Annotated in this window: 14 protein-coding genes and 1 riboswitch; all 14 genes read left to right on the forward strand. The window is 41.9% G+C overall.

Annotated elements, in window-relative coordinates; translation table 11 throughout:
• Position 1: 1 nt before the first annotated feature.
• The 14 genes from fliP (at position 2) to hrpB (ending at position 15485) form a co-directional block, all read left to right on the forward strand.
• The gene (gene fliP / locus PSM_RS04490; RefSeq protein WP_013464396.1) at positions 2-754 is read left to right on the forward strand and encodes a flagellar type III secretion system pore protein FliP; all 753 of its coding nucleotides are present in this window, start codon (positions 2-4) and stop codon (positions 752-754) included.
• Entirely contained in the window at positions 751-1020 is a 270-nt protein-coding gene (locus PSM_RS04495) for a flagellar biosynthetic protein FliQ (RefSeq protein WP_013464397.1), read from the forward strand. The genes fliP and PSM_RS04495 overlap by 4 nt, the downstream gene beginning before the upstream one ends.
• Complete coding sequence (gene fliR / locus PSM_RS04500) at positions 1017-1796, forward strand: flagellar biosynthetic protein FliR (protein ID WP_013464398.1); 780 nt, start codon at positions 1017-1019, stop codon at positions 1794-1796. Before PSM_RS04495 ends, fliR begins: the two co-directional genes overlap by 4 nt.
• Positions 1797-1800: 4 nt before the next feature.
• The gene (gene flhB, locus PSM_RS04505) at positions 1801-2931 is read left to right on the forward strand and encodes a flagellar biosynthesis protein FlhB (RefSeq protein WP_013464399.1); all 1131 of its coding nucleotides are present in this window, start codon (positions 1801-1803) and stop codon (positions 2929-2931) included.
• A 16-nt stretch (positions 2932-2947) separates the two neighbouring features.
• Complete coding sequence (flhA, locus tag PSM_RS04510; protein WP_013464400.1) at positions 2948-5023, forward strand: flagellar biosynthesis protein FlhA; 2076 nt, start codon at positions 2948-2950, stop codon at positions 5021-5023.
• A 139-nt stretch (positions 5024-5162) separates the two neighbouring features.
• Positions 5163-5245: riboswitch (cyclic di-GMP riboswitch) on the forward strand.
• Between the two features lie 95 nt (positions 5246-5340).
• Positions 5341-6213: an OmpA family protein gene (locus PSM_RS04515; protein WP_013464401.1), complete on the forward strand. Its 873-nt coding sequence runs from the start codon at positions 5341-5343 to the stop codon at positions 6211-6213.
• A gap of 20 nt (positions 6214-6233) precedes the next feature.
• Entirely contained in the window at positions 6234-7547 is a 1314-nt protein-coding gene (locus PSM_RS04520; RefSeq protein ID WP_016899412.1) for a sigma-54-dependent transcriptional regulator, read from the forward strand.
• Positions 7548-7564: 17 nt separating this feature from the next.
• The gene (locus PSM_RS04525; protein WP_010391195.1) at positions 7565-7888 is read left to right on the forward strand and encodes a flagellar hook-basal body complex protein FliE; all 324 of its coding nucleotides are present in this window, start codon (positions 7565-7567) and stop codon (positions 7886-7888) included.
• 8 nt (positions 7889-7896) lie between these two features.
• Positions 7897-9624 (forward strand): flagellar basal-body MS-ring/collar protein FliF, encoded by a 1728-nt coding sequence (gene fliF / locus PSM_RS04530; protein ID WP_013464403.1) that lies wholly within the window; start codon positions 7897-7899, stop codon positions 9622-9624.
• Positions 9605-10624, forward strand: coding sequence for a FliG C-terminal domain-containing protein (locus tag PSM_RS04535; protein ID WP_013464404.1), 1020 nt, complete (start codon positions 9605-9607; stop codon positions 10622-10624). Before fliF ends, PSM_RS04535 begins: the two co-directional genes overlap by 20 nt.
• A gap of 2 nt (positions 10625-10626) precedes the next feature.
• A complete protein-coding gene (locus PSM_RS04540; RefSeq protein ID WP_013464405.1) occupies positions 10627-11259 on the forward strand; it encodes a FliH/SctL family protein in 633 nt (210 codons plus the stop codon).
• A complete protein-coding gene (locus PSM_RS04545; RefSeq protein WP_013464406.1) occupies positions 11252-12601 on the forward strand; it encodes a FliI/YscN family ATPase in 1350 nt (449 codons plus the stop codon). The genes PSM_RS04540 and PSM_RS04545 overlap by 8 nt, the downstream gene beginning before the upstream one ends.
• On the forward strand, positions 12594-13010 hold the full coding sequence (locus PSM_RS04550; protein ID WP_013464407.1) for a hypothetical protein: 417 nt from the start codon (positions 12594-12596) through the stop codon (positions 13008-13010). The genes PSM_RS04545 and PSM_RS04550 overlap by 8 nt, the downstream gene beginning before the upstream one ends.
• A gap of 48 nt (positions 13011-13058) precedes the next feature.
• Positions 13059-15485 (forward strand): ATP-dependent helicase HrpB, encoded by a 2427-nt coding sequence (hrpB, locus tag PSM_RS04555; protein ID WP_013464408.1) that lies wholly within the window; start codon positions 13059-13061, stop codon positions 15483-15485.
• Positions 15486-15629: the final 144 nt, after the last annotated feature.

The raw sequence follows: 15629 nt of genomic DNA on the forward strand, positions 1-15629 counted from the left end.
AATGAATAAACGCGTAATTTTTAAAGTTAGCCTACTGTTGATCATGTTGTTTATACCAAGCTGGCTAAATGCAGAAGAACTTACGCTATTTTCGCTAAAAGATACGGCCGACGGACAAGACTATAGCGTTAAACTGCAAATACTTTTGTTAATGACGGTATTGAGCTTATTACCTGCGCTATTAATGGTTTTAACGTCTTTTACGAGGATTATCATTGTATTGGCGATTTTACGCCAAGCAATGGGGTTACAACAAAGCCCGCCGAATAAAATTTTAATTGGCATCTCACTGATGCTCACCATGTTGATTATGCGACCGGTTTGGCAAGATATTTATCAAAACGCGTATACGCCTTTTCAGCAGCAAACCATAGGATTAGAAGACGCTTTACTCACCGCTGAAAAGCCTTTACGTGCTTTTATGCTCAGACAAACCCGTGAAAGTGAGTTGCGCCAAGTGCTACTAATTGCCAATGAGCCAACGACACTCACCGCCGAAGAAATTCCGTTTGAAGTGTTAATGCCTGCGTTTGTATTAAGTGAGCTTACTACCGCTTTTCAAATTGGCTTTATGTTGTTTATTCCTTTTTTAATTATTGACTTAGTGGTCAGTAGTGTATTGATGTCTATGGGTATGATGATGCTATCGCCGCTGATCATTAGTTTACCGTTTAAGCTCATGGTGTTTGTACTTGCCGATGGCTGGTCAATGATAGCGGGTACACTGGCGGCTACATTTGGAATGTCACCATGACCCCAGAAATGTCGGTAGAGCTTATTTCAAGCGCAGTTTACACCATCATCAAGCTCATTTTAGTGCTTATTGTACCCGGATTATTGTTGGGTATTGTGGTCGCCATTATTCAAGGTGCTACTTCTATCCAAGAGCAAACTCTGACGTTTTTACCCCGTATGTTATTAACCTTGTTAATGGTGGTATTTGCAGGCCATTGGATGCTACAAATTTTGATTGATTGGTTTGATAAGCTCAAATTTATGTTACCTGGGGTATTTGGTTGAGCTCATTACTCTCTTTAACGTCTACTGATTTAGTCAGCTGGATGGGCACGCTTTGGTGGCCATTTGTGCGTTTTTCTGCACTTTTATGGTCTATGCCGGTATTTGATAATCCGGCGGTAACGCCGCGCTCTCGTATTTTAGTGTCTATGATGTTGGCTTTTTTAGTCGCCCCGCAGTTACCGCTAGCCCCTGCTATCGACTTGTTTTCTTTAGATGCCGCCATTTTAACCTTCGAACAAATCATTTTTGGGGTGATGATGGGGCTATCACTGCGCATCTTGTTTGAAGTGATGGCGATGATAGGGCTGATTTTATCCATGCAAATGGGTTTGTCGATGGCGCTTGTTATGGACCCAGGCAGTGGTAATCAAGTTGCCTTGTTAGGGCAATTATTTTGGATTATGTGTGCCTTATTATTTTTTGCTGTTGATGGCCACCTGATAACTCTACAAGTTATGGTGGAGAGTTTTCATAGTTTTCCGATTGGGCGCAGTATTTATGAGTTTGATATTCAATCGATCATTATGCTATTTGCGTGGATGTTCTCCTCTGCTTTACTGCTTTCGCTACCAGGAATAGTCGCCATGTTATTGGTTAACTTAACCTTTGGTGTGGCAAGTAGAGCAGCGCCGTCATTGAATATTTTTGTATTGGGTTTTCCTATGTCGCTGTTGATGGGCTTTTTCTGTGTATTTATGACCTTAGAGTACACTGGAAGTGCGTTTTCAAGGCTAACGTATTATGTGCTAACAACCTTTGCACAGGCGATGAGGTAGCGATATGTCTGAAAATAGCTCGCAAGAAAAAACAGAACAACCCACAGAAAAACGGCTAAAAAAAGCCAAAGAAGACGGCCAAGTTGCGCGCTCAAAAGAGCTTAACACCGCTATTTTATTAATGGTTAGTATTGCTGGGCTATTGTGGTTTGCCAATTTATTTTACAGCTTATTTGTTAACTTAATGAACAGTACCATGGTGCTGGATCACACAATTATAAATAACAAAAAAATGATGCCCATCGCATTGAGTGACGCCATTATGAATATGCTGTCGACCCTTACGCCGTTTTTATTATTAAGCTTTTGCGCAATGTGGATCACTGGGTGTTTACCGGGTGGGTTTGTGTTTTCAAAAAAACTGGTCGCACTAAAAATGAGCAAGCTCAACCCATTAACCGGGTTAGGCAAAATGTTTGGTAAACAGTCGTTAGTTGAGCTGCTTAAATCGATATTAAAAATAACCTTACTGGCGATTTGCTTATATACCTTTTTAACCAAGCTGTGGATGCAGCTGATGATGTTACAAAACTTAGATATCAAAGTGGCGATAGGCCAAGGTATTGAGCTGTTATTTTTATCATTAATGATCACGGTAACTTTGCTGCTTTTTATTGCGGTTATTGATGTGCCTTTTCAGCAAAAACAGATTGCTGATAAAATAAAAATGACCCACCAAGAAGTAAAAGAAGAGCGTAAATCTTCAGACGGTAGCCCTGAGATAAAAAATAAAATTCGGCAAATACAATATCAGCAATCAAACCGAAAAATTGAAGAGCGTGTTCCCACTGCCGATGTCATTGTCACCAATCCAACTCATTATGCTGTGGCAATAAAGTACAGTGAAGAGGCAGCTAAAGCCCCTTATGTTGTCGCCAAAGGCGTGGATGAAATGGCGCTGAGAATACGCGAAGTGGCCCGTATGAATAACAAAGAAATTATAGAAATCCCTGCATTAGCACGGGCTATTTATTTTTCGACCCGGGTCGACCAAGAAGTGCCTAACGGCTTATACAGTGCGGTTGCCTATGTACTGACCTACGTATTGCAACTAAAAGCATACAAGCAAGGGCGTGGGCAAGCACCCGCAGCCTTACCTGAATTAACAATCCCTAAAAACTTACAGAAACCTTAGATGTTGGAGTTATAATTTGAACTGGCGCAGTTTTACTCAACCTTACACCGCTATTCCTATTTTGCTGTTAGCTGTTTTGTCGATGGTTATTTTGCCATTACCAGGATGGCTATTAGATGCATTATTCACTTTTAACATTGTATTGTCGGTGATTGTATTGTTAGTGGCGGTATCTACTAAAAAGCCGCTCGATTTTTCTGTATTTCCGACTATTTTGTTAGTCGCCACCTTGATGCGTTTAACACTAAACATTGCCTCAACACGGGTAGTATTACTGCATGGCCATGAAGGCTCCGATGTGGCAGGTCGCGTTATTCAAGCGTTTGGTGAAGTGGTTATAGGTGGTAACTACGTCGTTGGTATTGTGGTGTTTGTCATTTTAATGGTGATTAACTTTGTGGTTATTACCAAAGGTGGCGAGCGTATTTCTGAGGTGGCAGCTCGCTTTACCTTAGATGCTCTGCCTGGTAAGCAAATGGCAATTGATGCGGATTTAAATGCCGGATTAATTGGACCTGAGCAAGCAAAAGAGCGACGTAGCACCATAGCCCAAGAGGCCGATTTTTATGGCTCTATGGATGGTGCCTCAAAGTTTGTGCGCGGTGATGCCATTGCCGGTTTAATTATTTTAGTGATTAACCTACTCGGTGGTGTATCAATAGGTGCTTTTCAACATGGTTTAAGTTTAGCCGAAGCGTTTCAACGTTTTGCCCTATTAACTATAGGTGATGGCTTAGTTGCACAAATCCCCTCGTTGCTGTTAGCCGTTGCTGCTGCAATTATTGTTACGCGAATGAACGATGAAGGTGATGTGAGTGAAGCGGTCGGTAAGCAGTTACTTGCCTCTCCGCGTGTTATTTTTACCGCCGCTTTAATCATGGTCACGCTTGGTATTGTGCCTGGGATGCCAACTGTCGCCTTTTTAGCATTTGCTGCGCCATTGTTTTATGTTGCTTGGCGATTGCAGCGCTCTCTCCCCGATAACTCTTTAATTGAAGCAGAGCAGATGACCGACACCATTTTAAGTGAGCAACAAGCTCACTTAGAGTGGGGAGATATTTCTCATGTTGATAAGTTGTCGGTTGAGCTTGGCTTTCGTTTGGTTTACTTGGCCGATAAAGACAAAGGGGAAGAGCTGGTAAAAACCTTGCGAGGTGTGCGTAAAAATCTCTCTGAACAACTTGGGTTTTTATTACCGGAGATCAGAATAAAAGATAACCTAAAATTAAATCCACAAGAGTACAAAGTAAACTTAGCCGGTGTCCCCGTTGCCAGTGCCAATGTGAATGCCAAAGAGTTACTGGCGTTAAATACCGGGGATGTATATGGCAGCTTAGATGGTGAAATAACCACCGACCCTGCTTATGGGCTTGAAGCTGTATGGATAAAAGATGATAGCAAAACCCAAGCGTTGAATATGGGCTACTCGGTGGTAGATTTAGGCACCATTATTGCCACACACACTGGTAAAGTGATCAAAGAGCATTTAGATGAGCTATTCAGTTATGAGGATGTACAAAAACTCAATGAGCGTTTAAAAGAGATTTCACCTAGCTTAGCGGAAACCTTCGAAAAAGCCTTACCCACTAACTTGCAGCTTAAAGTCATTCGTTTATTGCTTAAAGAGCACATTAGCATTAAAGATATTGTCACCATTGCAGGCACTTTAATAGACAGTGTTGAGGTAACTAAAGATCCTATTCTACTGGTTTCAGATGTGCGCTGTGCTTTGCAAAAAGTATTAGTAAAACAGGTAATGGGTAATCGTGATGAACTCAGTGCTTATAGCTTAGATGAAAAACTAGAAAGTACCTTACAAAGCTCACTCGACCAAGCGATGCAAGCAGGCAAAGTTGTACTGGATAGTTTTGCGGTTGACCCTAATTTACTAGGCCAATTTCAACGCACTATGCCACTGATTGTAGAAGATATGAAATCAAGAGGGGTAACACCTACATTAATTGTGGTGCCACAGTTACGACCCTTGCTGGCACGTTACGCTAAAACCTTTACTAAAGGCAGCTTAGTAGTTCTTTCTTATAATGAAATTCCAGATACCATTCGTGTTGATATACTCGGATCGTTGGGGTAATTAGTTAGATTTCATCTATAAAATGAACTTAGCATGAATTTTGTAAGTAATATTTGCAATTAATTCTATTTAACTATAGTCTATTGTTTTTATTATACATAGTTACTAGTTTTTATGTTGGTAAAAAACAATGCATAAGTAAATTAAATGGCAAACTATGCGAAAGCATAGGACGCAAAGCTTCCAGTCTAAGGCAATCGCTACGATCGTGGGGTTACATTAACTTAGTGATATTAATTAATACCTTGTTTGTATTTGTTGTATTTCGCTATTCATTTAAAAAACTTAATTGTTCTCTAAACTTATACGGAATACTCATGAACGGATTTCCTAACATTATTAAATTTGCACTTCCTTGTGCATTATTTTTGACGCAATCAGGGCAGGCTGCAGAACAAAATCTGGTCCAAAGTTATGAAAACTCGACTTGGACTGTTAAGGGCGATTCTTTCGCTTGTTCGCTACAACAGCGCTTTGAAAATTATGCGTTGCTTGAAGTTAAAACCGTGCCAGCACAGCAGCAACAACTTGTGTTTACTTGGCTTTTAAAAGATAAGCCAATAACCCGCTTGCACGTTTCATCACGCAAAGCCGATTGGCAATCAGCAAATACAGTACTCACCCCACTTAACTTCACATCAACAGATATCGAAGACAATAAAGTGCAATTTTCAGCGGATGTAAGTGCTTTACTTCGTTTAATTAAGCAAGGTGGTTGGTTAGACACTCTAGTCAGCTTTAAAGATGAGCAGTTGCGCCTAACGTTTACCAATACCCATAGCGATGAAATAGTTGCAGATTATCAACAGTGTTTAAATAACCTTTCTCCGCTTTCTTGGGAGCAAGCACGTGATCATCAGTTACAGTTTGCCAGCGGGCAGCGCACGGTAACAGCTGAAAAAGACTTAAAATTTCTAAAGGATTTAGTGCATTATATTTCTTTAGACAATCGCGTTAGTAAAGTACTTGTGGATGGCCACACCGATAATACAGGCTCGCCGCTATCTAATCGGCTGCTTTCAAAAGAAAGAGCAGATGACGTTGCTGCCAGACTCATTGAATTTGGTTTACCCAAAGACATGTTAGAAGTGAGAGCGCATGGTCAACGCTACCCCATTATTAAAAATTCAAAGCAGGGCGCATCGTCTAATCGCCGTGTTTTAGTTCGTCTTTTCAGACACTCAAGTTAATTGCATCGTAAGGGAATTATATGAGTCAAAGATACCTCTTATGGATCAGTGAACAACAGCCAACGCCTGAAATTCAGCAAGTTGTATTTGCCGAAAATTTTAAGTTTTTGCATACAAACTCCATCAGCGATGCGGTTAGTCACTGTCTTATTAGTAAACCGGAACTCGTGTTTGTTGATGCTGATACTCAACAACTCGAGCTGGTTGAATTAGTAAAATTACTGCGCAAAACATGCCCAACCTCACAAATTGTTACTTTAGTGGATTCATCGCAAAGTGAAATTGCTTCAAAAACAATTAATACCGGTGGCGCTGTTGATTATCTCTTAAAACCTTTCTTTGCTGAACAGCTTAAAAAAACAATCAGAAACACTGATTCAATGAAGCATGGGTTTGAAGATTTAATCGCTGTTTCTACTAAATCACAGCAAGTATTACGTTTAGCCAACCGCGCTGCACATACCTCAGCAGGCGTGTTAATCACCGGCGAGTCTGGAACAGGTAAAGAGAAGCTCGCGCACTTTATTCATAAAGCTTCAGATCGCAAAGATAAGCCATTTATTGCAGTTAACTGTGCTGCTATCCCAGAAAATATGCTCGAAGCTATGTTATTTGGATTTAATAAAGGTGCGTTTACCGGCGCTGTAAATACCCAGCCAGGCAAATTTGAATTAGCCAATGGCGGTACTATTTTACTCGATGAAATTACTGAACTACCGCTCGATTTACAAGCTAAGTTACTGCGCGTATTGCAAGAGCGCGAAGTTGAAAGACTGGGTAGTCATCAAAAAATCAATTTAGATATACGCATTATTGCCGCCTCCAACCGCGTACTGCGTGAACAGGTTGAGCAAGGCGCTTTTCGTGAAGACTTATTTTATCGTTTAGATGTATTACCACTTAGTTGGCCTGCACTTCGGGATCGTGTTGATGACATCATCCCATTGGCACGTCACTTTATAAAAAAATACGGCAGCTCTGAATTTCACATTAGTAAACAAGCAGAAGATGTGATGCTTTGTTACAACTGGCCAGGGAATGTGCGTGAAATTGAAAACGTAATCCAACGCGCCTTAGTGATGGCAAGAGGGGCAGAGATTCAGGTTGAAGACTTAAATTTACCGCAATGCTCACCGGCGGCGGCAGCTTATTGTGCCACCCAGTTAAAAGAAAATAAAAAGCAGGCAGAATTTGATTACATATACAGTTTGTTGAGTCGATTTAAAGGGCATCGCACCCAAACAGCACAGGCGCTTGGGGTAACTACCCGAGCATTAAGATACAAAATTGCCGCAATGCGTGAATGCGGTATTGATATTGATGCAATTGCATAATTTGAAGGAAAAATAAAATGTCGCCAATTGAAAGTCAACAAATGATGCTGGGCAAAATGATGGACATGCAAAAAATTGCAGGTCCAGAAAGTATAGAGCCGGCTGCTATCAGTAATCAAAATGTAAATATTAGCGAAGATTTTAAGCATGTTATTCGCTCTATCAACGCCCAACAAAATATAGCTGGTGAGATGGTAAAAGCCGTTGATACCGGTGAAAGTGAAGACGTAGTAGGGGCGATGATTGCCAGTCAAAAAGCAGGGCTTAGTTTTTCTATGCTAATGGAAATGCGCAATAAAGTGCTCAATGGCATTGATGATGTCATGCGCATGTCACTGTAGAGGCTGATATGAAAGGAGAATTAGCAAAAGTACCTGAGCAAAATGAGAATAACCTAAAAGAAAGAGTGGTTAATCTCTCAAATAAATTAAATTTTGGTAGCTCAGGTGACAGAAGTGTCGCGACCATTGCTCTACTAGCGACATTAGTAGCGGCAACCATAGTCCTTATTTTATGGACATCGGCTAAAAACTACGTGCCGCTCTACGGTAACCAAGAAAGCTACGATAAAGCCAATATTTTAGAGATTTTAGATAAAGAGCAAATCACGTTTCGCATTGATACCGATAGCGGTAATATTTTGGTTCCTCAAGAAAAGCTGGCGGATGCACGTATTACGCTTGCAGCCAGAGGAATAAAAGCCTCTATGCCTGAGGGAATTGAAAATATTAGCGATAAAGTGTCTATGGGCACCAGTCAATTTATCGAATCTATGCAATACCAACATGCCTTAGAAGGTGAGCTGGCGCGCACCATTATTAACATGCAAGGTATTCGTAACGCGCGCGTACATTTAGCGGTACCTAAACGCAGCTTGTTTGTTGGTCGTACTGAGCAAAAAACCGCAGCGTCTGTGATGGTTGATTTAGCGCCAGGCCATGAGCTTAAACCAGAGCAAGTGGAAGCCATTATTGCACTGATTATTGGCAGTGTGCCAGGGCTTGATTCTCGTTCTGTGTCGGTGGTGGATCAGCGCGGTAAACTACTCAGCGGCGACTTATTTGATACCACCCCAGTAGGCAAAGAAACCGATAAAAAACTCGCCTTTATCGAAAAAGTTGAGCGCAACATAGAGCAACGTGCCTCTATTATGTTGTTGCCAATTTTAGGCGAAGGCAATTTTAGAATTCAGGTTTCAAGTGATGTTGACTTTAGCGTGGTAGAAGAAACCCGTGAAATGGTTGACCCACAAAATGTATTAACACAAGAGTTTATTAAATCTGATAGCACCCTAGATCAGCTGGCGGCGGGCATTCCGGGTTCTTTAGCTAATGAGCCACCAGTGCCTAATGAACAAGCTGAAGATGAAAACAACGAGCGTACTTCACAACGAAGTGAGAGCAAGCGACAGTTTGAAAATGGCCGCTCAGTCACTCACACCCAATTTGAAGTAGGCCGAATTAAAAACATGAGCTTATCGGTACTTATTAATGAGCAAGTAGCAGGTACTGCTGATGGCTGGAGCGAAGAAAAGCTCGCTTCATTAGGTGAAATGGTAAAAAAAGCCACGGGGTTTAACGACGCACGCGGCGATCAATTCAACATAACTAGCTTTGCCTTTGTAGAACAAAAAATACTTGCCCCAGGTGAAGGCCTTGAGTGGTGGCAAATGCCAGAGCTTAAAGAGTATGCCCGTTATATTGTTGGCACTTTAATTAGTTTATTGCTGATTTTATTTGGCGTGCGTCCATTAGTTAATCACTTAATTAAAGGCAAAAGTAACGACGCAAACAACGCCATGGCAACCACAGATAATGAGGTTAAGTCAGTCTCTGCAACAGAAAGACAAAGTAGTCCGCTTGATGAAGCCATTAATGCGAAATCGCAAATAGAAAACTTAACTGCCAAAGAGGGCGCAAGCGAACATCAAAATATGTCGTTACCGCAAATAGGCAATGACTTTGAAGAACAGATAGCGCACATGCAGTTACTTGCTAATAAAGAAACCGAGCGTGTCACATCGGTAATAAAATATTGGGTAGAACAAGGAGTTGAAATTGAATCAAGAAAAGCTTGATAAAGGCTCACAATTACCGGCGTTAGATCGCGCCGCTATTTTATTGCTAAGTATGGGCGAGGAAAACGCCGCCAGTGTTATTCGTAAATTAGGCCGCCGTGAAGTGCAGGCTATTTCTGAGCGTATGGCTAAAATTTCAAACGTTACTCAACATGATGTTGCAGGCACCTTGAGTGAATTTTTTGATTGCTACCGCAATGAAAGTGGCGTCAATGGTGCATCGCGTGTGTATTTAGAGCGAGCACTCGATAAAGCCGTCGGTAGAAAGCTTGCCAAAACTATGCTTGATGATATTTATGGTGGTGCCATGAATGACGATTTACGTCGTTTAGAGTGGATCCCGCCTGAACTTATCGTGCGCTTTTTAGAGCAAGAACACGTGCAAATGCAGGCGCTGTTTTTGGCTTTTTTACCGCCAGAGCAAGCCTCTGCCATTATTGTGCTGTTTCCAGAATCTAAACACGATGACTTACTTTATCGTATTGCGAGTCTTCGTGAAGTGAGTGAACACGTTATTGATGATGTGCGCTTAACGCTTGAATCGTGTATTGAATTTGTTGGCCGCCAAGTTGGCGCGCAGGTCAATGGCGTCGATAAAGCAGTTGAAATTATGAATCGTTATAACGGTAATAAGAGCCAAATTATCGAACTAATGAAAAAACATAACACTAACGTGGCTGATGAAATACAAGAAAAAATGTACGATTTTGACAGCTTAATTAAGCAAACAGACGAGACATTAACCTTGTTGCTTAATGACATTCCTGATGAGTTATGGACGATGTCATTAAAGGGTGTGAACAGTGATTTTTTAGCGCGTGTTTTAGGTGCACTACCTAAACGTTTAGCGCAAGTGTACCAACAGCAAATAGACGGCTTAAGTGCACAACCACTGAGCAAAGTGATTGCCGCCAGAAAAGAAATTATGTCGATAGTTAGAGACATGAGCAAACAAGGTGATATTGAATATCGCTTATTTGAAGAAGAGACTGCAGGCTAGCTATGAGTCAAGCATTTAGGTTTCCCACTTTAAATAAAAATGAGCAACATCAAACGCTGCAAGAGCGTTTAGATGCTGCTCAGCGTGTTGGTTTACAGCAGGGCTATGAAGAAGGGCTCGCGCAAGGGGCTGCCAATAAGCAAAGCGAATTAGAGCAACAAATGGAGCAACAAATAGAGTTGCGTGTTGCTGAGCGTCTTGAAGCGCAAAAAACACAGCTTATTGAACGTTTTAACACTTTATTCGACAAAGCGAATAACGAACTACTTAACTTTAATGATGAGTTTAAACAAGACATTGCCTTGATGATAAACAAGTTAGCAGAGCACGTTATTGACTGCGAGCTAAAAGTACGCCCCGAAATACGCGCGCAGCTTATTGAAAAAGCCATTACCTTGCTTAGCAATCGCGATGTAGTAACAAAAGTTATGATCTCAGGGGCTGATCGCCACTGCTTTAATGATGCGCGTTTAGCTGAATTTTCGGTGCCGATTTACTTTGATGAGGCTCTGATCAGTGGAGACGTTGAATTGGTGGCAGAGCAACAAACACATCGGTTTTCTTTTTCAGAGCGCCTACAAAGCTTACTGGGTGAAGTGATACCTGAAATACTCAAAGCGCAGCCACATGACTAACCCCCTACACACTAGTTTAAAATCTGCGCTGACAGCGCTAACCCCGCCTGAATTAGTTAAAAGCTATGGTCGTTTAACACGAGTCAATGGTTTAACACTTACCGCGACGGGTGGGCAATTCGCTATGGGCGAAAAGTACCAAGTTGAGAGTGTTGACGGTCACTGGTATGACGCTGAAGTTGTGGGTTTTAATCAAGATGAAGCCTATTTAATGCCCTTGAAAAAAATACAAAATTTATATTCTGGTGGGCGAGTCAGACCAGTTATAAAAAACAGCCATGTGGCTATTTCAGAAAAGCTATTAGGGCGAGTAATTGATGCGCAAATGCAACCCATTGATAACTTAGGCCCACTTGAACAAGACAGCACAATGAGTGCTTGTAAATTGGGTAACGATTATTCTTTAACGCCACTGGAGCGCAAAGGCGTTACCGAGCCGTTAGATGTGGGTATTCGCGCTATTAATAGCCTATTTAGTGTGGGTAAAGGCCAGCGGTTAGGGTTATTTGCAGGTTCGGGTGTGGGTAAAAGTAAATTACTTGGCATGATGACCCGTTTTACCTCGGCCGATGTAGTTATTGTAAGCCTAGTCGGTGAGCGTGGTTGGGAAGTAAAAGATTTTATTGAGCAAAGCCTAGGTAAAGAAGGGCTAAAAAAGGCCATTGTAATAGCATCACCGGCGGACGATTCTCCCTTATTGCGTATTAAAGCCGCCGAGCTTAGTCATAAACTGGCGGCCTATTTTAGAGATAAAAACTCAAATGTATTGCTATTAATGGACTCATTAACCCGCTATGCGCAAGCACAGCGTGAAATTGGCCTATCGGTAGGCGAGCTGCCCGCATCTAAAGGGTACCCGCCATCGGTATTTAGTAAATTAACCCAGTTGGTTGAAAGCTCCGGTAATAGTGAAAAAAGTAAAGGCAGCATGACCGCCATTTATACGGTATTGGCTGAAGGCGACGATCAACAAGACCCAATAGCCGATAACGCCCGAGCAATTCTTGATGGCCATATAGTATTGGATCGCACCTTAGCAGAAAAGGGCCACTATCCGGCCATTAATATTAGTTCATCGATTAGTCGAGTGATGCCAAATATAGTGAGCGATGAGCAATTGAGCTTTTGTTATAAATTGAAAAAACTTTATAGCCGCTATATGCAAGTACATGAGCTTATACCTTTAGGGGCGTATCAGGCAGGTAAAGATCCGGAACTCGACAGTGCGGTAAATTTGTATCCAAAAATCGAATCATTTTTATGCCAAGGATTGAACGAACAAGTGGATTTCTCACAGTCAGTGAATCAGTTAAATGCAGTGATGGGTGAACTGAATGCTTAATAAATTTTTAGGATTACAACAACAAAAATTAGATAAAATGCTGGCCGAGCAAACTCAATTACAACAAAGAAGTAACTTAGAGCAGCAGCGACTATTGCAGCTACAGCAGCACATAAACAGTATGGATAAAAACCAGCAAATGAGCTCAGCGATAAGCTTACAAAATTTATCAGGGATGAAACGCATTTTGTCTGGTTTGTCAGCGCAGCAACAAGCGCGGATTAATGATTCACAGCAAGATGAATTACGTCAACAGCAAGCTTGTTTTAAGCAAATGAGCTTCACCAAAGGCATAGAAGGAATAGTGAGTAATAGGCATCGTGCTGATCAAAATAAAGCGCAGCAACAAGAAGCTAAAGTTTTAGATGAAATGATCAGCCAAGCACATAGTCGTACCCTACATAAATAACTGCTAATTTTTGCTACAATGGCGGCAAAGTAATTTAGGGTAAATAGCGTGCTGCCGGTTCAAGAAATATATAACTCACTCATTGATGCATTAAAAGCCAACCCAATCACCTTACTGCAAGCGCCGCCTGGTGCAGGTAAATCAACGTGGTTGCCATTACAGCTTATGCGCGATGGGCATTATAAACACATAGTGATGTTGGAGCCTCGGCGCTTAGCTGCACGTAATATTGCCAATTATTTAGCGCATTGCCAAAACGAATCCCTTGGACAAAGTGTTGGTTTACGGGTGCGAGGTGAGAGTAAAGTAAGTGCGAACACGCGCCTTGAAATAGTCACCGAAGGCATGCTGACACGCATGTTACAAAATGACCCTGAGCTCAGTGATGTTGATTTACTGATTTTTGATGAGTTTCATGAGCGTTCCATCGCAGCAGATACCGCGCTGGCTTTTGCTTTAGAATCGCAAGCGGCGCTACGTGAAGATTTAACCATTATGCTGATGTCGGCCACCCTCGATAGCGATCGTTATACCGCATTTTTTAATTGCCCAGTTATTCAGTCAAGCGGGCGAAGTTACCCGATTGACGAAATATATTGCCCAATAAAAGATGAAAGCCGCTGGCTTGATGCCATCCCCGCTATTATAAAACAAGCACTCAATGAGCAAACCGGCAGTGCGCTGGTATTTTTACCCGGCCAACGAGAAATACTGCGCGTGCAACAAGCATTGAGCGACTTACCTAGTAACTGCCTAGTCGCCACTTTATTTGGTGAGCAAGATAAAGCCAATCAACAAGCTGCAATAGCACCTGCGCCTCAAGGGATGCGAAAAGTAGTACTGACCACCAATGTTGCCGAAACCAGCTTAACCATTGAAGGCATTCGAATTGTGATTGATAGCGGCAAGCGCCGTGCAGCCAGCTTTAATTTAAAAACCGGTGTAACTGAGCTGACGACTCAAAGTATATCGCGTTCATCGGCAGTACAACGCGCAGGGCGTGCAGGACGAATAGAACCAGGGGTTGTGTATCGGTTAGGTTCAAAACAAACTTTTGAGCGACGAAACAGCCACGATAACCCTGATATTCTTACCTCAGATATTAGCCAACTGATGCTTGAGGCGAAGCAGTGGGGCGCAAGCATTAGTGAACTCACCTTACTTGACCCGCCGAGTGAGCAACAATGCAACCAAGCTACCAATTTATTATCTATGCTTGAAGCGATAGATAGCCACGGTAAGCTCACCGCACTGGGGAGTAAAATGTTGGGCTTTGGTGCTGATATTCGCCTAGCGCACATGTTACTAAAAGCGCAAATGCTAGAACCACAGTTAAGCGGGATTTATCGCTTAGCTATTTATTTAGTCGCCTTACTAGAAAGCCGAGTTAACACTGCCAATGAGCTTAATCTAGCACTGCATAGTCAACAGCAGCGTCCGCATCCTGTGTATAAGCAACAATTAAATTATTGGTTAAAACGCTTAAAATTTACCGACAGCAAAACAGACTTAAACACCGATCATTTAAGCTTATTAGTGTCGCTTGGCTATCCAGATCGCATCGCTAAAAAACGCGGTAATGGCTACTTACTTGCTAATGGCGCAGGGGCCGAGCTAAACCCTGACTACTGGCATAATGACGAATATATAGCTATTGCCAGTATGGGCGGACACAAAGGCGGGCGAGTTTTTGCGGCCACGGCGCTAAATCCATTAGCGCTTAAAGAGTATTTACCGCATTTATTCACTGAGTTGACCCGCTGCGAGTTTGATGAAAAAGCTGCTAGGTTTATTCATCAAGATGAAGTAAAACTTGGAGAAATTACCCTTAGCAGCCAACCAAGTAAACATAAGCTTGATAAAACAGAGCGTGCCAAGGCATGGCTTAGTGTGTTTGCCAAGCAGGGCTTTTCACTGTTTAACGAGCAAAAAGAAAGTGAGCAGTTACTTATTAGAATGTGCCTAGCCAGCAAATTGATGCCAGAACAGTTTCCTGTTATTAATCAGCAGCAGCTCATTGAAACAGCAGGTGATTGGTTAGGGGTATACCTTGAAGATATTAAAACCCTTGAGCAACTTAAAAAGTTTAATTATTTTGAGGCACTACAAAACTGTTTTAATTGGCAACAGCAAAGCGAGCTAAAATCTTTACTCCCACTGCGACTAACAGTACCAAGTGGCTCTAACATAAAAATTGAATACCAACTTGATGGACCTGCCAAGCTTAGTGTGCGCATGCAAGAAGTATATGGTTTAACCAGCACGCCTATGTTAGCTAACGGTAAATTAACACTGCTAATGGAGTTGTTATCGCCAGGCAAGCGTTCACTACAGTTAACTCAAGACTTAGCGCATTTTTGGAATAGTAGTTACCGCGAGGTACAAAAAGAGATGAAAGGGCGCTACCCCAAACATTTTTGGCCAGACGATCCTGCCAATAGCATTGCCACCAATAGAGTAAAAAGCAGAATGTGATCACGCTTCCTTAATGTCACTTAATGTTAAACGTTGACCATACAAATAACGAACATTTTTGGGCGTTTTAAAAGCGACTAAACTATTATTACTTAAATGCTGATATTTTACTGGGTAAGACTTATTACCCTAGTGTACATATGA

This window comes from Pseudoalteromonas sp. SM9913 (assembly GCF_000184065.1).
GTDB lineage: Bacteria > Pseudomonadota > Gammaproteobacteria > Enterobacterales > Alteromonadaceae > Pseudoalteromonas > Pseudoalteromonas tetraodonis.